Genomic DNA, 19,130 nt, shown 5'->3' on the forward strand with positions numbered 1-19,130 from the left:
AACTAGCATCTAGGTAACATTGGTAAATGGCTTGTTAATAGATAGGAGGCTTTATAAATTTATGCAGTATTCGGCTCAATCTATAGAACAAAAGAAAAAGCTATCTCCTTCCGTATCAGAACCAATCTATATTTTAATGGTAGATGATTTACAAGAAAATCTGATGGCCTTAGAAGCAGTATTAAATTCTCCTCGTTATCATTTGATTTTTGCTAAATCCGGTGAAGAAGCTTTAAAATGCATTTTGAAATATGACTTTGCCGTAATTCTACTCGATGTTCAAATGCCAGGCTTAAATGGGTTTGAAACAGCAAAATTAATAAAAGAACGAAAAAAATCACGACATATTCCCATTATTTTTATTACTGCCATCAGTCAAGATATACATCATATTACACAAGGCTATCAAGCAGGGGCGATTGATTATATTGTTAAACCATTTAATCCAGATGCATTAAGAAGTAAGGTGGCTCAGTTTGTGCAAATTTTTGAAAGTCATACGACAAGCCTCCATGAAATGAATTGGCAAACAACGTCAGAATTAGAAAAAATGAATAAAGAATTAAGAATAACGAAAATGGATTTAACCAAAAATGCGGTATTCTCTTCGGTATTACAGAAGGCGTTACAAGACACCATTGTGACCTTTGATGAAGAAGGAATAATAATCAGTGTCAATCCAAGTGTGAAAAGAATGTTTGGCTATGTAGAAGAAGAACTTATAGGAGCTTCGATTGAAGTACTCTTACATTCTGTTGAATCAGAAACATCTGGAGAAACACCTATTACATTTGAGATGATGGTTCCTAAGTTAATCGGCAGAATGATAGAAGCGAAGGCGAAGCGGAAGAATCATATTATTTTTCCAGTAGATATATATATTGGAGATGCCATGGTAGAGGATTATCAATTATTCATTTGTACGATTCGTGATATCTCTGAACGAAAAGAAGTGGAATTATTAAGAAAGCAGCAACTTGATCGCTTAGAGCATGCTGTAGAAGAAAGAACGCTGGAGTTATTATCCATGAATCATCAGCTGCATAGGGAAAGAGAAGAAAAATCTAAAGTAACAGATGATTTAATGCTTTCGGAAGGACGCTTTCGACAAATATTTGAGGCGAGTCCATGTATGATGGCAATCCGCACCTTACAAAATCCTAGTTTTATTGCTGTAAATAATAACTGGGTAACAAGCACAGGTTATACAATCGAGGAATTGAAGGATGAGTGTTATCAGTGGGAAATATCGAAGGAAATTAATGGTATAGAAGAGAGCTTTCAGGAAGAAGAATGGCTGACTCCTTTTAAAAATCAAAGAGTCAACTTCATGCTGAAAAATGGAGAGCAGAAGCAAGGATTATTATCCACTGAAATTATAACGATCGAAAAGAAGAATTGTGTGTTAATTGTGTTAAATGACATAACAGAACGATTAGCATTTGAAAAAGAAATGGCAAGACTTGATCAATTAAATTTAGTTGGTGAAATGGCAGCTGGAATAGCCCATGAAATTCGTAATCCGATGACAACCGTTCATGGATTCCTGCAAATTGGAAAATCAAATCCTTCTAACCTTTCGCTAGAACATATGGAGCTCATGATTGATGAGTTAGATCGAGCAAATAAAATCATCAAGGAATTTCTAACATTAGCTAAAAATAAGACGAGCGATAAACGATTATATTCGTTAAATAGAATTATTGAAATTATTTTTCCTTTAATTAATGCAGAAGCTTTATTGACAGGAAAGAAGGTGAACCTTCAATTAGAGGAATGTCCAGAACTGTTTTTGGATGAGAAAGAGATAAGGCAGCTTTTATTAAACCTTGCTCTAAACGGTTTAGAGGCTATGGAGCCAGAAGGAATTCTTACGATAAAAACATTCTGTAAAGGAAAGTATCTTGTGTTGGAAATCATTGATAGCGGCAATGGAATCGATGAAGAAATATTAAAAAAGCTAGGAACCCCCTTCTTTACAACAAAGGATAATGGGACAGGACTAGGACTGGCGGTTTGTTATCGAATTGCTGAGCGTCATATGGCAAGAATAAAAGTGCATACAAGTGAGAGTGGTACAAAATTCTCCGTGTATTTTGAGATAGAGGAAGGAAAATAGAGATTTGCTCAGCTAGCAGTTCTTTATTTTTCTTTTTTATGACAAAAAATTGACTATAAGAGGGTTTTTCTAAAGGGAAACAGAATGTAGAGGAGAAAAATAATAAGAGAGGGTTTTTGCAAATGGTTCCACAAAGAGTTTCATTGCTTACCATAGGAGCATTACGGTTACCGGAATTGCGAAGGTTCTATCAGCGGCTTGGCTGGCTGGAAAAGGAATCAAGCTCTGATCAATATGCTATTTTTAAGACAGCAGGTGTTTTGCTAACATTGTTTCCATTAGAGGAATTAGCGAAGGATGCAGGAGTAGAACTGCAAAATCCTATGGAGGGTTATCGAGGGGCTACCTTTGCTATTAATGTAAATACCCTTGAGGATGTAGACGCAGTGATGGAAAAAGTCAAAGAAGCAGGCGGGAAGATTATTAGAGAGGCAAGCGATGCCTTTTGGGGCGGAAGAACAGCTTATTTTGCCGATCCAGAAAATAATCTCTGGGAAGTTGCTTGGAATCCTGATTCTGTATTTGATGAAAGAGGAGCAATGATTGATTTTTAAAAGGAAATGGCGTTTTAAAATAAAGACTGATTATTTAAAGGAAAGTTGGATTAAAAGACATTTAATATTTAAATTAAATTAGGATAGAGTTTTTTTCAGTAAATGTAGGTGATTAAGAGAATCTATAATTATTTGATTATGTTAACTTGTTTATTCTATAGTTATGGAAGAAACGGGGCAGTTTAGTGAAAGAAGGATTTACATATTTTTTGGTGAATATTTAAATGAACTTACTAAATTTATCAGAAGATGATGTAATCCATATGGCTAGTAAATCAGATTTATAATGAAAATTTCGCTTTTTAGAAATTATGTAGATATATGCGAAGGGGGATATACATGACTGAAATAAAAACACTTTCAATTCCAGACCCAATAACTGCCCTGCTAAATAACTATGAGATGACTATTGAAAGGTTATATATATTTAATAGGTTACTACCAGAAAGGGATACCAAAGAGAATGATTTATATCAACTAGCTGAAGAGTACTATAAAGTTTTAAAGCATGTTTCTAAAGAGCTATATAAGGATTTTTCAGTGGAGTTATTACCGGTTGGAGAGTTCTTAGAAGAAATGTCCGAGAGATTGGATGACGATGAAATTCAGAAATTAATTAAACCATTCTTAGAATAAATCTTGAGTAGCAAGCCCTAAATAGTGTTTCCCTAAGTTTATTATTTTTGCTCTAGTGGTGTTTTTAACATTTATCAATAAAACCTAATGAAAAATTCTTTAGAAAGATCGTGCTACATTCCTATAATAAATAAGATGCTTCTTTTGTCGCTATAGGGGCAGGTTAGCGGAAGAAGGATATTTACATATTAATAACGAATTAACGATGAACATAAACATAGTAAAGAAGATTCAGACCGTTTATATGAATTCAATAGTGACAATTTAAATTTGTAGGGTGATAAGTCAATGATAGGAATAAGCATTGCAACAAAGTGGGAATATGAAGCGACATTAGAATACTTTAGCATAGAAGATAACGAATGTTTCGGTTATCCTTATGGCGAGTATTTTACAACAACAATAAATGATACTGAACTTGTTTTTTATAGCACAGGTGTAAGAAAAGTAAATGGTGTCGGTGGAAATCAGTATATGATTTCTAAATTTAACTTAACTAAAGTAATCGTTGCTGGAACGTGTGCAGGAATAGATGATAAATTCAGTAATTTGGATATTTTTATACCTGATAAAGCCGTTCAATATGATTGTACAGTAAAAGAAATTGAACCTCTTATTAAACAATCCTTCATAGTCGATATTGATCTATCGAAATACGGAAATGATTTTTATACTGGAACAATTGCCACCGCTGATAAAGCAGTAGTTATGTGGAAGGACTATTTAGAACTAAAAGAAAACAAAATAACAATAGCAGATACAGAAGCGGGTGCTATTGCTTATATTTGTAAGAAGAATGATGTTGAATGCATTATCATTAAAGGAATATCTGATTTCCCAACAGATGAAAGAAACTGTAATAAATTCGAATCAAACATTGAACAAATTAATGTATATTTAGAAAACACACCAAAAGTTATGAACAAAATATTTGGGGAATATCTAAAGAGATTTATTTAAATTGATTTAAAGTCAATAGAAAGATGATGTTGATGGATTAATGCCCGCTTCTGTTGAAATCCTTATTGTAGAAACGGGGCAGGTTAGCGCAACAAGGAACATCGTAGATTTACAACGCTAAGTAAAAAACCTACCAAACGACGCTTTGGGAACCTAAAATACATAATTACATTTATGGTAATATTATTCTGTAAATCCATTACATAAAAAGGTGGGCATGGAACATGATTGTTAAAGTCGGACTTGATTATGATGATGATATAGAGTATATGATTTGTCCTGCAAAAGTCGGGAGAAATATTAAGCGATTACAAAGAGATTTTTGGATTTGGCTATTTGACCGAGAGAACCAGCATCCTTATTGGGAAATACATTATCAAGATGAAGAAGGAAATCCTGTTTATGGAGTTAGTTACCGTACAGATGCTTTTGTCTATTGGTTGAATAATGTCAGATTTATTAAAGGGAAAAAAGTCGCACGGTTAATAGAAGTTCCAAAGACATTACCTAAAAAAGCAATCCGATTTTAAGGATGTTGAAGTGTAGTAAAATTTATATAATATGCAGTTTCAATTATAATAACATTCCCAAATGACACTTTGGTAACTAACCTAGACATCCAATTAAGTGGTGGCATTATTAGCCACCTCTGAATGGAATGTTACTCAATAAGAATTTATAAAACCCGTTCAAAACATTCTGAACGGGTTTTACTATTCGTTAATTTAAATCAATTATAACAGGCTTCAATTGCTCTGTTTCAGCACTACTAATTTTTAATACAGGAACGACTTTTATAGAAGTTGTGTCTCTAGGTAGCTCTAATAAAAGAGTGCTATCACTAATATGATTAAAGCTTATTTTTTTTCCATCCATACTATATGCTTCAAAAGTATAAGTTTGCCCTTCAAAAGCTTGTGCAAAGTTAACTGAATAAGAAATTGTTGCATTCGTTTGGCCAATTCGAATATCCTCAAATGTAATGTTAAGTTCCTTATTTTGAGAAATAACCTGTTGATTAATGAGTTGTTGCTTGGACGGCAGCTTTTCGGCAGCTAAATCAAATGACCATTCTCCTCGAATGCCCGCCATATGCGTAAATGTAATAGGTAACGAGATGACATTTTCAGTAAAATCAGAAGGAACATCTAAAATAAGTGCACCTGTATAACCACCTTCAGTTTTTGTCAATGCCCCCAGTGAACCACCCCATGTAGACACGTCTTTGCCATCAAACATTTCGTAGGTAAAACCAGCTTCTGGTCCCTGATTGCCACCTATTGTATTCTTCACTGCACCAGTTGCTTTAAATGTGATGCCAACATATGCTGCATCATAAAAAACAGATGTGATTTCTACCTGAACATCTTGATCGTTTGCAATGAGTGACGTTTCAGTAAGTAGTTGCTCTTCGGCAAGTTGTTCACCAATCGACATTTGATATTTTTCATAAATGCCACCTATTAACGGGACTTGTGCCAATACATTCGAAACAGGTATAAAAATAAAGCCTGAAGCAAGGAGCATAGCTGCTGCTGCAGACGTAAAATACGTCATGCGCTTTGTCATCTTTTTACGTTTCGTTTTCTTCTCCACCAGTTGCGCTTGCTCAATGCCTAAACGAATTGCTTGGAAAACTTCTTCTTTTGGTACTTCAATGTTATGTAAATCTTTGTGCATAGTAGTCATCTCCTAACTTTTGTTTTAATACTAGTTTTGCTCTTCGCAAATACGTTTTTATTGTCGATGGAGGCTTGCCCATCGAATTGGCAATGGTGTGAATCGGTAAATCATAATAATAAAACAATAAAATGGCATTCTTATATTCTGACTTTAATGTAGAAAGAGGTTCTGATAAATCAAGGGTAGGCTCTTCCTTTTGGTTCGATTCTAGAATGTAGGTGATTGTTTCTTCTGGTAAGGCAATCGATTTCTTTTTACGTTCTAATTCTCTGTAAGCTGTACGAATTAAAATTTTTACAAGCCACGTGCTAAAGTAGGCTGGTTCCTTCAGTTGAGTGATTGATAAATAAGCTTTGCAGGTAGCTTCTTGAATTACGTCTAATGCATCTTCTTTATTTTGCATATGGAGAAAGGAGATTTTATATAATTTCTCACTTTCAATTTTTAATAACTCCTCAAACGCGAGCTGATCTCCATGAATAGCTTTAAAAGCTAGATGAGCTTTATTAGTCATGAGCTGACCTCCTTTCACTTATTAGAGCAAATAACTGTATGATAAAGTTTCAAAATCTAAAAAGATTTTAGAAACCTGTAATTTGGAATTGTTTTAATACTTTAGTTTACACTACTTTAAAATGCAATTAGAGGCGTTATTTAGTACAACAAGGATTTCAACACTAGTATAAAGTATACAAGTTAAGCTTAATAAACGTTCCCAAATAAAAGTTTGGGAGTATATTAAAAAGCCACAAGTAATCGTTAAATCAACATTTTGTGGCTTTTTCTATGAACATTATTTATACACGGTTTTATGCAAGTTCTTTGAACGTCAGTTACAACAACGTTTTGGAAGTATATTGAACAATGCTGTACAATCTCAGTTATTGCATAAGACTTTGCATATTACTAGTTGTAAATCCACAAAAATTTGGCGAGAACGCCAAAAAAGGTGGCGTAATTTTTGCATTGATAACGCATTTAAGGAATTAAGTTCATAAAGTCATAGAAAAGATTGTGAAGTATTGTACTTAAACTAACGTGGGCGTTAGTTGAATAAAAAAGTATAGAAATAATCAAACTTTATTATAAAAAATCTAACAAAGTTATTAATAGAAAAACCATTTTGAACAATCTTTATTCAAAATGGTTTTTTGGCAATATTATTTATGTTTAACAAAGTCCATTACGTAGCGAATGTATTTATCATCTCTTGCAAGCCATACGCCATAATTTCGGCGCAGGAAGATTTCTCCTTGTAGGAAGGTAGAGAAGGTTTGTGGAAGCTTTGTTTTTTTATGGTTTATTGCCCACTGGTTTTTGCTCACTTGATAAAGGAAGAATACCTCATCTTGTTTATTTTCAAATAAAGTCCCAAGAGGAGAGTCTTTTTTATTGTATTCATTCTTTTTCGGGTCTTCCCTTAAAGGCTCTAAGGCAAAGGTTTCTAAGCAGTAATTTTGGTATGCTTTATCGGTTAAGTTGCAGCCAGATGCCTTTACATGACCTCCCCCGCCGTATACGCCCGCCACTTTTGATACATCTACATGATCATGAATCGTGCGGAATCCAAGTTTTTTTCCACCGATATTAACAATTGCTATGTAATCTAAATGAGGATATTCCTTGCCAAGTTCATTCCCCAATTCAGAATGGTATTGCTCTGCATATACAATGCCTGCATACAAACCGTCTATTTCCTTTTGGACAAGTTCACGACGTTTCCGACGGATGTAACGGTCAATTTTCTTTTCTTCCATATCTAGAATCTGTGTTTCTAGCTCATCGAAGTAGAAATGATCACTTTCCTTTAATCGTGTAACCATTTTTTCCACAAATTCATCAAATGAAATAAGATAGAAAAGTGCATTTAAACGTTGTGCTTCTAAATTATTGTTTCTTTCCCAATCCCATGTATCATATTGTCTTACCAACTCCACGAATTCTGATATTGCTGGAGAGGGAGTCATGTATTCATGTTTTACAAGGTATTCATATAATAAAGACGTGGCACTAGTCAAAGTTCCATCCTCATCTTGAACAGACACAAATCCCCATTCAAAATCATTTAAATGAAGAGCTGTTTTATGATGGTCGATTAGTTGTACCTTGCCACCCTTTTTATAATAGTCATCTAATCGAATCGTATTTTCTTCATTGACAGAAAGATCGGTAATAAAGAGAAAAGTGTCTTCCGTTTTTTGATCTAAGAACTTTTCTACTTCTTGGTTGAGAAAAGATACGGAATTATAACGCACCTCTACGTCTTCTCCGAATGCGAGTTTTGCAATAATGCCGCAGCCAACTCCATCTAGGTCATTATGCGATAATAGTTTGTACATTTTTTTCACCCCTGCCCAATAGTATAATCTAATATGAAAAAAATAGAACCGATTACGGCTAATTTCTTTTTGAAAAACACATTCTTACAAAGAAAAAAGGTGTCTCAGATAGGTTGTGCACCATATGTGAGACAGCCTTTTTGAATGGTTATTTCAATCCAATGGATACTTTTTCGCCGTCTATTTGAAGCTCTTTCATTTCTGTTATTCTTTCGAATAGAAGCTCATGGAGAATAACTCCTTTATGAATAAGAGAATGATATTCCATAATCGTTTGTTGGAAAGTGACTGGACAGTCGATATATAAATCAATTTTCTTATCGACTGGCAAGTTCTTTTCTTTCCGCAAATCTTGGACAGAACGAATCAGTTCTCTGATGTTCCCTTCCTTTTTTAATGCCTCTGATATGGTAGTATCAAGCATTACGGTGAAATTTTTATTGGAAGCCTCATGATATCCAGGTAGATTTGTCTTTCTTTGGAGAAGTATTTCTTCCCCTGTTAAGGTAATACATTCTTTACTTTCTAGTTGGAAAGTTAAATATCCTTTATTTCTAAATAAATTTATCTCTTCTTCTGTTGCAGCTTGTAATTTATCCTTTATAAATTTAACACTTTTTCCTAGTTTTGGACCTGCCTTTTTAAAATCAAGTTTTAAAGAATATTGAACATAATCTTCTTGTGAATCTAGCCAGTTAATCCTTTTTACATTTAGTTCTTCTTTTATGATAGATTCAAACTGTAAAAAATCAGTATTCTGGTTACTGTTGTTCGAGAACATCAATAATGTAGCCAACGGTTGTTTTGTTTTTATTTGAAACCGATGACGAAGACTTCTTCCGAGCTCAACCACTTCTTTTACTTTTTCCATTTGTTCTTCTAATTGTTTATTTACCCTTTCAGAGTTTCTGGAAGGGAAATTAGTTAAATGAACGCTTTTCCCTGTTAAGGCAAGATGAATACTTTCAGATGTAAAGGGAATAAACGAAGCTAATAATTGTGATAAATGGATTAAAACACTATATAAGGTTTGAAAAGCAGAAAGTTTGTCTTCTGACATTCCCCTACTCCAAAATCGCTCGCGATTTCTGCGAATATACCAATTACTTATATCATCCATTAATGCAGCGATTTTTCTGGCGGCATTGGTCAATTGATATTGTTCCATCTCCGTTTGGACAACTATCGATGTCGTTTCTAAGCGAGAAAGAATCCAGCGATCCATAATTGGGAGGTTATTAGCTCTTGGTAAATTCGGATCAAAATGATCTATTTCAGCGTATAGGGAATAGAAATGAAATAAACTTAAGAATGTATCAATAATCTTTGATTTTGCCTCTTGGACATTTTTTTCTGAGAATCTCTTTTGATTCCATGGAGCACTGTCTGCCACAAGCGCCCACCGTAGTGCATCTGCGCCATATGTTTGGATAAGCTTTACAGGGTCTAATGCATTGCCTTTGCTTTTAGACATTTTTTGTCCTTGTTCATCTAGTACATGCCCTGTTGCTACCACATTTTTATATGGTGCTTTGCCAGAATAAAGGACGGAAACAGCTAACAGTGAATAAAACCATCCTCTTGTTTGATCGATTCCTTCCACAACTACATCTGCAGGGAACTGCTGTTGAAGTATGCCGCTATTCTCAAAAGGTGTATGATATTGGGCAAATGGCATGGAGCCACTATCAAACCATACGTCGATCACTTCTGGTGTTCGATGCATTTCCCCACTGCATGAGGGACAAGTTAAGATTAGTTCATCTACATACGGTTTGTGCAATTCTAAATGGTCAAAAGGATTCTTCGTATATTTTTTTAGCTGTGCTATGCTTTTAGGAGCTATTTCTGTTTGGCAGCAAGTACATTGCCATACGTTTAGTGGAGTTCCCCAATAACGGTTTCGGCTTATATTCCAATCGACTAATCCATTAAGGAAATTTCCAAAACGGCCATCTTTTATATGTTCAGGGTACCAGTTTACCTCTTGATTTTTCGCGATCAGCATTTCCTTTGCTGCGGTTGTTTTGATAAACCAGCTTTCGGTTGCATAATACAAAAGAGCTGTGTCACAGCGCCAGCAATGTGGGTAGGAATGTTCATATTTTTCTTTATGGAATAACAGTCCCTTTTGATGAAGCATTTTGATTATCTCGACATCCGCTTTTCCATCTTTTACAAAGGTGCCTGCTAAAGGGGTAATGGCTTCTTTATATCTTCCCCTTTCATCAACTACATGGACAAAAGAAAGGTCGTTCGCTTGCACAAGATGATAATCATCTTCGCCATAAGCTGGGGCAATATGGACAATTCCAGTTCCACTGTCACTTGTGACGAAATCACCATGATGAATAGTATGACCTTTCTCCACTTGCACGTAAGAAAATGGTGCTATATAGGAAAGTCCGAGTAAGTCTTCCCCTTTTAATTGTTCGATCACCTCTCCCTCTGTACCAAATACTGCCTGTAATCTATTTTTAGCGATGATAAATACATCGTCCTCCATTTTAATCTTTACATAGTCCAAGTCTTTATGAACTGCTAATGCAACATTTGCTGGTAATGTCCACGGGGTCGTTGTCCAGCCTAGTACATATTCATTCTCCTTTGAAGCAAGCTTGAATTTGACAGTAGCACTTAAATCTTTTACATCTTTATAACCTTGAGCCACCTCATGTGAGCTTAAGGAGGTCTGACAGCTAGGGCAATATGGAGAAACACGATGCCCTTTATACAGCCAGCCCTTCTCATGAATGCTACCAAGGATATTCCAAACAGATTCAATATAATCATTACTCATGGTCATATAAGGATCATCCATATCAACCCAATAGCCTAGTTCTTTTGTAAATGTGCGCCATTGTTGTTCATAGGAGAATACGCTAGCTTTACATTGTTCAATAAAAGGAATCACGCCATATTTTTCGATTTCTTGTTTTCCGGAAATACCGAGTGCCCTTTCTACGCCTAATTCCACCGGAAGCCCGTGCGTATCCCAGCCCGCTTTGCGAATGACTTGTTTGCCGTTCATTGTTTGAAACCTGGCAATGATATCCTTGATCGTTCTACCTAACGCATGCCCGACGTGCGGAAGCCCATTGGCTGTTGGCGGTCCTTCATAAAATACAAAGGGTTCTTTATTTTTGCGCTGTTCAATTGATTTTTGAAAAATTTGCTCTTCTTCCCAAAAAGCGAGAATTCTTTCTTCGCGGCCTCTGTCTGTTTCTTTTGGTGTTTCCATCCATATCCCTCCATAATAATCAATAAACATTCCAGTATAGAAAGATATTTTTCGGAAATAAAAAAACACCCGTCCCTATGTAGGGACGAGTGTATTATTTATAACCCGCGTTACCACCCAAATTCTGCTTGGCAAAAAGCAAACAGCGCTTAGTCAACGTACTATCATACGTGTTCCTTTTAACGGTGGAAATCCGTCAAGACTTACTAACTGCTCGGGTTCTGCCTTGCATCTCAGAGATGATTTTTCCGGTTTGCTTTCCTTACTGGCTTCCACCATACCCAGCTCGCTAAAAGGGACACAAAACGTACTTTTTCTCTTCATCGATTTCTATGAATTGGAATGTTTTGTATAGGATAGCACTTTTAAATGGTAAACTCAAGAGACATTAACCTAATTTAAGATAAAAAAATAAAACATGAGAAGTGGGAGGAAATACAGCCACAAAACTGTCATAGTATCGAGACTGGGATTTTGTTAGAATGATAGGTAGTGATTGAATAGGCTTGAAAGGGAGTAGAGACATGAAGAAAGTATTAAATATAGCCTTTTTTTATGCGATTTTAGGATTGGTTAGTGGTGTTTACTATAGAGAATTTACAAAAATGAGAGATTTTACAGGTGAGACCCAGCTCTCCGTGGTGCATACTCATTCGTTTGCTTTAGGAATGATGATTATGTTAATCGTCTATCTATTCTGTTATACAATGAAAATCCATACACTCAAAAACTTTGATGTATTCTTTTATTTTTACAATATTGGAGTGCTTTCTACTATTACGCTAATGATTATTAGAGGAACGCTGCAAGTGCTTGAGTTTGATTTATCAAGCGGGTTAGATTCTGCTATTTCGGGAATCGCGGGCCTAGGCCATATTGCCGTTACTATCGGATTAGTCCTGTTTTTTCTTTTATTGAAAAAAAATCATCATGAAAATATTCGGACGAAGTAGACAAGAGCTGTTTTTCCGAAGCTTATTGAGAGCAGCTGCTTCGGAAAAACGCTAGATTAATTTAAGAATTTGCCAGCTTGTTGAGGAGGTCAATTCTATAATGGGATAGCGCAAGTAATGGAAAAATATGATTATAGCTATGATAATAAATATAGAATTGAGTTGGTAAGCCGATGCCTGTTGGATAAGTAATGGTATGATTCTCCCTTTTTTCTTCTAATAAATATTGTATTCCCCTTTTTACTTCTCTGCTCGCTCCTTCTCCTGCTGCGATTAAAGCATCGACAGCCCAAGCTGTTTGTGATTCCGTGCTAAACGGCAGCGGCACATACGTTAGTTTTTCACAGCTTTGACAGGATTCTCCCCATCCGCCATTTGAATGTTGAATTCTCTTCAGCCAAGTTACTGCCTTTTTGATTGTTGGATGATTTAAAGACATACCAACAGCTGTTAAACCTGTAAGGGCAGCCCATGTACCGTAAATATAACAGACTCCCCACCTGCCATACCAAGAGCCATTTTTCTCTTGATTATCGCTTAGCCAATCTACAGCCAGTTTTATATGAGGATGTGTATAACGCAGATGTGCAAAATTACCTAAATATTCTAGAACTCTTCCTGTTAAGTCAGCGGTAGATGGATCTACTGCTGCATCTTTTGCATTTTCAATAGGAACGAGTTTAAGTATTTCCCAATCTGTATTTTTTTCAAAGGCGCCCCATCCGCCATCTCTGTTTTGCATGGAAAGCAAATAGTTTGTGCCCTTTTGCCAAGCTTGATGAACAGTTGGATTTTTTGCAGCTGCAGCGGTTAAGGCGCGTAGAACAGCTGAGGTATCATCATTGTCTGGATTATTAGTGTTAATGTCAGAAAATCCCCACCCGCCAGGTTCTGTACGGGGATTATGAACCTGCCAATCGCCTCTTTTTGTATGTTGCTTTGTTAGAAGATATTTTGTTGCTTTTTTTATCGTAATAGATTCTGAAGTCATGCCCGCTTGTTGTAATGTATAGCTAATTAATCCTGTATCCCACACGGTGCTGGTAGAATTTTCTAGGTGGCTGAGTTCCCCTCTTTTATCAATAAGAGAGGAGAGACCTGAAACTGCTTTTTTAATAACAGGTGAGTCTTTTTTATAGCCAAGAGCAAGCAAGGCATAAATCATAAAGAAAGTGGCACTGGCATAACTGTAGAGCGTTCCATCTTCTTCGAGTCGATCTAGCATATATTTTTCGCCATATTGAAATCCTAAATGATGAAGATAGGCTGGGAATTTTCCGATTCTTTTCATTTCGTTCCACAGGAAGGTAAGGGGTGACCGCTCGTTTTCTAGGTATTCGTAAGATGGATAAAGAGCTATACCTCTTACAAATAAATCATCTAGCTTTGCTTTTGGCTGAAGGGTAAACTTTTTATTGGATGCTATTAACATAGGAATGAAGTGAATCCGGGCATAGGCGCTAAATTGGTAGAAGTTAATAGGCTGAAACGTTGGCAGCAATAAAAATGTCATCGGAATGTATATCATATGGGACCATGGGTATAAACCATTGACGGAAAGCATCCATTTTATCATAAAATGAGCTTTCGCTAAACCGCCATTTTTTATAATAAATGATCTTGCCTTCTTCATCTGTTGGTCGTCCTTCGTATAATGGCCAGAGTATAGAAGGGCAGTATACGCAATAATGGTTGCTGATAAATGACCATTTGGCTCATCACGATATGCCTTCCAATACCCTTCTTTCTCCTGGGTTGTACGCAGTGTTTTAGTCAAAAGACGGATGTTTTCTTCTTCGGTTTCGATATTTAAAGCTCTAATCGTAATGATATAAAAAGCATCTGTCATTAAGCTACCTTGAAAACGGAATTGAAAAGATCCATCTGTCTGCTGATGTTCAACAAGTTTCTTTATCCGTCTACGTTGCTCTTTTTCAACTGTTTCGAGAATTGTATTCAATAAAGTCACCTCAACTTTAAGATCGTATTAGTAAACTTTATGCATCAAAAGGAAAATCATATTCAGAAATGTTTATATTTTCTTTTTTTAGTGGTTGAAATTGGAAAGGAAGAGGACTATAATAAAACATAATTTAATGGAGCGAACATGTTGATCAGAAGGAGTAGCCTAAGAAACTTTTTCAAAAGAGAGCAGTCGGCAGCTGAAAAGATTGTGTAAAAGTCTTTGGTGAAGACATCTGTGAGTGTTACTTTGAAGATTGTACAAACAATTAGTAGGAGTAACCGGCCATCACCGTTATGATACAAGTGGTTTTTTTGAAAAGAACAATTTGGGTGGTACCGCGGATAATCCGTCCCTTTTATAGGGGCGGTTTTTTGTTGTTTTTTTCTAAATTACAAGATAGGTTCACGACAGTTTTCTACCATCGTATTTTTGTTTCAAATGTGTACAGAGCAAAAAGATAGGGCTTTTCTTATAAGGAGGTGAGTACCGTGGATGATGATGATGATAACGATATGAATCAAAAAAAATTACTGATTATTTTAGGAGGAACAACGATATGGAATCTTCAAAAAGGGTACTCATCTCTGAGTGCGAACAGTATGTTGGAAAGGAAGTAGTATTAAAGGGCTGGGTGAAGAAAATCCGACAGCTCGGAAAGGTTGGTTTCTTGTTATTAAGAGATCGCACGGGAACGATTCAATGTGTCCTTGAGCAAGAGCAGAATCAACTGAAGATAGAGACAGAAAGTGTCGTTCAGGTGACTGGAGTTCTTGTTGATACGGAAAAAACAGCAAATGGAGTAGAGCTTCAAGTAAGGGAATTAACGATTCTAGCAGAAGCTGGCCCTTTGCCATTCGAAATTAATAAGAACCATGTTAAGGTAGGATTAGATCATTTATTAAACCACCGAGTTCTATCATTAAGACATGAGCAAATTAATGCTATTTTTACGATTCAATCTATGTTTGTAAAAGGTTTTACAGAGTTCCTAACTACTGAAGGCTTTACGCGCATTTTTACACCGAAAATTGTTTCACAGGGAGCAGAAGGCGGTGCTAATGTTTTTACCTTTAACTATTTTGATAAGCATGCTTATTTAGCGCAGTCCCCTCAATTTTATAAACAAATGATGGTTGGCGCTGGGTTTGAACGAGTGTTTGAAATTGCACCTGTATATAGAGCAGAAGAGCATAATTCATCTAGACACTTAAATGAATATATTTCCCTAGATGTTGAAATCGGCTTTATTGACAATGTGGAAGAAGTAATGGAGATGGAAAGGCGGGTTCTTCAATATACTTTTCAGTATGTAAAGGAGCATTGTTCAAACCAGTTAGATTTATTAAAAATCGAAATACCGGTATTGAATAATATACCAAAAATGACATTAGAAGAGGCACAGCAGCTATTAAAGGATAAGTATCAGAAGAGCTCTCCTGAAGGAGATTTAAATACGGAAGGGGAAAAATACATTGGAAGGTATATAAAAGATAAGTATGGAAGCGATTTTGTTTTTATAACAAACTATCCAAGAACTTCGAGACCAATGTATACAATGCCAAATAAAGAAAACCCAGCTTTAACTGATTCCTTTGACCTTTTATATAAAGGCAGCGAAATTACTTCAGGTGGACAGAGGATTCATTGTCAAACGGAACTGATAGAGTCTTTTAAGGAGAAAGGGTTAAATCCAAGTGAGTTTACAACCTATATCAATTCCTTTGCTTATGGAATGCCACCACATGGAGGATTTGGAATTGGATTAGAACGTATCATCATGAAGTTTCTAAATTTAGGAAACATCCGCGAAGCAAGTGCTTTTCCAAGAGACTGTGACAGACTTATTCCTTAGAAGGAGATTGTAGAACCAGTGCTGGACGTAAATAAAATTTGCTCTTTACTCGTACACTCGTAGATCAATTTGGAAGTTTTTGACGTCCAAAAATAGAACCACATTACGAATAGAGGCAAATTTTATTTACAAGGGTACACGATAAAAGAAGAAGCTATTCATAAAAAATTTAGACAATTTGGTAGGGAGGGGTTTCTTTTCCTTTTAGAAAAGGTATATAAAAAGGAGCTAGATTATATATACATAATGGAGGGGGAAGCGCATGCATGAAGAAGTAGAATTAGTGCTTGATGCTAAAGCAGAGCTAGGGGAAGGGCCATGCTGGGATTTCAGGAATAATCTCTTATATTGGGTAGATATTGAAGGGAAAAAAGTACATATGTATAACCATATCTCTGGTAAGCACAAACAAATTCAACTAGAACGTGAAGTGTCAGCCATTATCCCTTGTAGTAAAAAAGATACGGAATTTATTGTTACATTAGATAGCGGTTTTCATCTTTTAAATATAGAAACAGGACAGCTAGAATTCATGACGGATCCAGAGAAGGAATTAACACGAAATCGATTTAATGATGGCAAGTGCGATGCTAAAGGGCGATTGTGGGCAGGAACGATGAGCAGGGATGATAAGAAAGAGGCAGCCCTTTATTGTCTTGGAAAAGATGGCAGATGCACAGCGAAGATGAGCGATTTAACTATTTCAAATGGAATGGCATGGACAAGCGATAATAAATACTTTTACCATATTGATACACCTACCCAAATTATCACTCAATATGAATATGAGTTAGAAACAGGAGAGCTAGGGAGGGCAAAACAGATTATTAATTTCTCTGAGGAAGAGGGATTTCCAGATGGCATGACGATTGATAGCGAAGGAATGCTATGGGTGGCTCATTATGGTGGAGGAAAAGTATCGAGATGGAATCCCGATAATGGTGAAAAACTAGAGGAAATTCTTTTGCCGGTCCCAAATGTGACTTCTTGTACATTCGGGGGAAAAAGGCTGGATGAATTATATATAACTACAGCACGGTCTGGTTTAGATGATGAGAAGTTAAAAGAGCATCCACAATCAGGAGGACTATTCAAAGTGAAGTTAGGTATAAAAGGCGTCAAGACTTATTTATATCAGAACTGAAGCTTACTAGTTTATAAGCGCGATTACGTTTTAATAGAGAAAAGAGAGTGGGCAAAAGATAGCCACTCTCTTATTTGATTATTTAACAACTAATAGGGCATTTGGCTCTTTTTATGCTAGTTTGGCTGCTTCTTCCGTTGCTCTTAAGGAGTTTTTCGAACCATCAATTGCTAAAAGAATAGTAGAATACATCATTTACGCCCCTTTTCTGATTTAGTGCTCAGATACTTTTGCATTTGGGTTTTGAAAAACAGTAAGCTTATCCACTATCTTTTGACTAGCGGAATTTAACCCTGTCATTATTACTGTATTCTGGTTTTCCTTTAACTTTAAGGCGATTTTATCAATCGCACCAACTGCAGAATCATCCCAAACATGAGAATGGGTAAAATCGATGAAAATCTGGTTGTTGGTAATGGAAGTATCAAATGCTTTAATAAAACTGTCAACAGATGCGAAGAATAATTGACCTTCCACCGTATAGTGCTCTTCATTCGTTCTTTCTTGCTTATGCACCTTAACATGGGAAATCTTCGCTGCGAAAAAGACCGCACTTAACAGGACTCCAGCAATAACGCCAAGGGATAAATTATCGGTTGCAACCACAATAATGACTGTCACAAGCATGACTACGACATCTGCCTTTGGCGCATTCACGAGATATTTGAAGGAAGACCAGTTAAAGGTGCCGATACAAACCATAATCATAATGCCGACTAATACTGGCATTGGAATCTGTACAACGAGACTGCCTAATACCATAATCAAAAACATAAGAAAGACTCCGGCAACAAAGGTAGATAATCGGCCTCTTCCTCCCGATTTTACATTGATGACGGATTGACCAATCATTGCACAGCCAGCCATGCCACCGAAGAATCCTGTCACAATATTAGCGATTCCCTGCCCTCTTGCTTCTCTATTTTTATTGCTTTCTGTATCGGTTGCATCATCAACGATAGAAGATGTTAATAAGGATTCCAGTAGGCCGACAATAGATAAAGCCAATGCATAAGGAAAAATAATCGCTAATGTTTCAAAGGAATATGGCACATTTGGAAGGAAGAAAGTTGGTAAGGACTGTGTAATTTTCCCCAAATCTCCAACAGTAGCAACATTAACATTTCCAAAAATAGCAACAGCCGTTAAAATAATAATAGCAATCAGCGGCGCAGGAATAATCTTTATAAATCTTGGCAAGATATACACAATTAATAATGTAATAATAACGAATAAATAAGTTATATTTGTTACGTTAATAAGATGTGGAACTTGAGCCATAAAAATAAGGATGGCTAAGGCATTAACAAAGCCAATCATCACGGCTCTTGGAATAAACTTCATCAGCTTGGCTATTTTTAATACGCCAAAAATAATTTGAATAATACCAGTTAGAATCGTAGCAGCAAATAAATATTCCAACCCGTAATCTCTGACTAATGGTCCCATTAATAGTGCCATTGCCCCTGTAGCTGCCGAAATCATCCCAGGTCTTCCACCTGTAAACGAAATAACTACAGCCATTGTAAAGGAAGCATATAATCCAATCATCGGATCTACTCCAGCGATAATAGAAAAGGCAATTGCCTCTGGTATTAGCGCTAAGGCAACAACCATTCCTGATAAAATATCCCCGCGGATATTCGAAAACCATTCCCTTTTTATCTTTTCAATCAAATGATT

The 19,130-nt window shown here is 36.1% G+C and carries 15 protein-coding genes and 2 other annotated features; of the genes, 8 read left to right on the forward strand and 7 right to left on the reverse strand.

Annotated features, from left to right (window positions below):
- The first annotated feature begins 61 nt into the window (after window positions 1-61).
- The 5 genes from NSS71_RS23215 (at window position 62) to NSS71_RS23235 (ending at window position 4,799) form a co-directional block, all read left to right on the forward strand.
- Entirely contained in the window at window positions 62-2,119 is a 2,058-nt protein-coding gene (locus NSS71_RS23215; protein WP_095257942.1) for a response regulator, read from the forward strand.
- A 122-nt stretch (window positions 2,120-2,241) separates the two neighbouring features.
- Window positions 2,242-2,673: a VOC family protein gene (locus tag NSS71_RS23220; RefSeq protein ID WP_047944983.1), complete on the forward strand. Its 432-nt coding sequence runs from the start codon at window positions 2,242-2,244 to the stop codon at window positions 2,671-2,673.
- A gap of 339 nt (window positions 2,674-3,012) precedes the next feature.
- Window positions 3,013-3,309 (forward strand): hypothetical protein, encoded by a 297-nt coding sequence (locus NSS71_RS23225; protein WP_047944984.1) that lies wholly within the window; start codon window positions 3,013-3,015, stop codon window positions 3,307-3,309.
- A gap of 288 nt (window positions 3,310-3,597) precedes the next feature.
- Window positions 3,598-4,269 carry a 5'-methylthioadenosine/S-adenosylhomocysteine nucleosidase family protein gene (locus tag NSS71_RS23230; RefSeq protein WP_047944985.1) on the forward strand — a complete coding sequence of 224 codons (672 nt, stop codon included), beginning with the start codon at window positions 3,598-3,600 and terminating at the stop codon, window positions 4,267-4,269.
- A gap of 224 nt (window positions 4,270-4,493) precedes the next feature.
- On the forward strand, window positions 4,494-4,799 hold the full coding sequence (locus NSS71_RS23235; RefSeq protein ID WP_144545946.1) for a hypothetical protein: 306 nt from the start codon (window positions 4,494-4,496) through the stop codon (window positions 4,797-4,799).
- A 190-nt stretch (window positions 4,800-4,989) separates the two neighbouring features.
- On the opposite strand, the gene NSS71_RS23240 is transcribed toward NSS71_RS23235, so the two are convergent.
- From NSS71_RS23240 to ileS, 4 genes are all read right to left on the reverse strand, one after another.
- The gene (locus NSS71_RS23240) at window positions 4,990-5,949 is read right to left on the reverse strand and encodes a DUF4179 domain-containing protein (RefSeq protein ID WP_047944675.1); all 960 of its coding nucleotides are present in this window, start codon (window positions 5,947-5,949) and stop codon (window positions 4,990-4,992) included.
- Window positions 5,930-6,466, reverse strand: a complete 537-nt coding sequence (locus NSS71_RS23245; protein WP_047944676.1) for a sigma-70 family RNA polymerase sigma factor — start codon at window positions 6,464-6,466, stop codon at window positions 5,930-5,932. The genes NSS71_RS23240 and NSS71_RS23245 overlap by 20 nt, the downstream gene beginning before the upstream one ends.
- 646 nt (window positions 6,467-7,112) lie before the next feature.
- A complete protein-coding gene (locus NSS71_RS23250) occupies window positions 7,113-8,291 on the reverse strand; it encodes a DHH family phosphoesterase (protein WP_061801186.1) in 1,179 nt (392 codons plus the stop codon).
- 148 nt (window positions 8,292-8,439) lie between these two features.
- Complete coding sequence (gene ileS / locus NSS71_RS23255; protein ID WP_341133269.1) at window positions 8,440-11,532, reverse strand: isoleucine--tRNA ligase; 3,093 nt, start codon at window positions 11,530-11,532, stop codon at window positions 8,440-8,442.
- A gap of 78 nt (window positions 11,533-11,610) precedes the next feature.
- Window positions 11,611-11,865 (reverse strand) — a binding site (T-box leader).
- A 191-nt stretch (window positions 11,866-12,056) separates the two neighbouring features.
- Between ileS and NSS71_RS23260 the strand changes: the two genes are divergently transcribed.
- Window positions 12,057-12,485 (forward strand): DUF2871 domain-containing protein, encoded by a 429-nt coding sequence (locus NSS71_RS23260; RefSeq protein ID WP_047944678.1) that lies wholly within the window; start codon window positions 12,057-12,059, stop codon window positions 12,483-12,485.
- A gap of 61 nt (window positions 12,486-12,546) precedes the next feature.
- Here the strand turns inward: NSS71_RS23260 and shc are convergent, their stop codons facing one another.
- On the reverse strand, window positions 12,547-14,445 hold the full coding sequence (gene shc / locus NSS71_RS23265; protein WP_144545949.1) for a squalene--hopene cyclase: 1,899 nt from the start codon (window positions 14,443-14,445) through the stop codon (window positions 12,547-12,549).
- A gap of 141 nt (window positions 14,446-14,586) precedes the next feature.
- Window positions 14,587-14,808: a binding site (T-box leader), on the forward strand.
- A 199-nt stretch (window positions 14,809-15,007) separates the two neighbouring features.
- On the opposite strand from shc, the gene aspS reads away from it, so the two are divergent.
- Window positions 15,008-16,303: an aspartate--tRNA(Asn) ligase gene (gene aspS, locus NSS71_RS23270; RefSeq protein WP_328283670.1), complete on the forward strand. Its 1,296-nt coding sequence runs from the start codon at window positions 15,008-15,010 to the stop codon at window positions 16,301-16,303.
- A 262-nt stretch (window positions 16,304-16,565) separates the two neighbouring features.
- On the forward strand, window positions 16,566-17,447 hold the full coding sequence (locus tag NSS71_RS23275) for an SMP-30/gluconolactonase/LRE family protein (protein WP_047944681.1): 882 nt from the start codon (window positions 16,566-16,568) through the stop codon (window positions 17,445-17,447).
- 111 nt (window positions 17,448-17,558) lie between these two features.
- Here NSS71_RS23275 and NSS71_RS23280 read toward each other — a convergent pair whose 3' ends face one another.
- Entirely contained in the window at window positions 17,559-17,642 is an 84-nt protein-coding gene (locus tag NSS71_RS23280) for a universal stress protein (RefSeq protein WP_321198323.1), read from the reverse strand.
- Window positions 17,643-17,660: 18 nt separating this feature from the next.
- The gene (locus NSS71_RS23285; RefSeq protein WP_341152071.1) at window positions 17,661-19,124 is read right to left on the reverse strand and encodes a SulP family inorganic anion transporter; all 1,464 of its coding nucleotides are present in this window, start codon (window positions 19,122-19,124) and stop codon (window positions 17,661-17,663) included.
- Window positions 19,125-19,130 lie beyond the last annotated feature (6 nt).

The organism is Niallia sp. FSL W8-0951 (genome assembly GCF_038006525.1).
Lineage (GTDB): Bacteria > Bacillota > Bacilli > Bacillales > Cytobacillaceae > Niallia > Niallia circulans.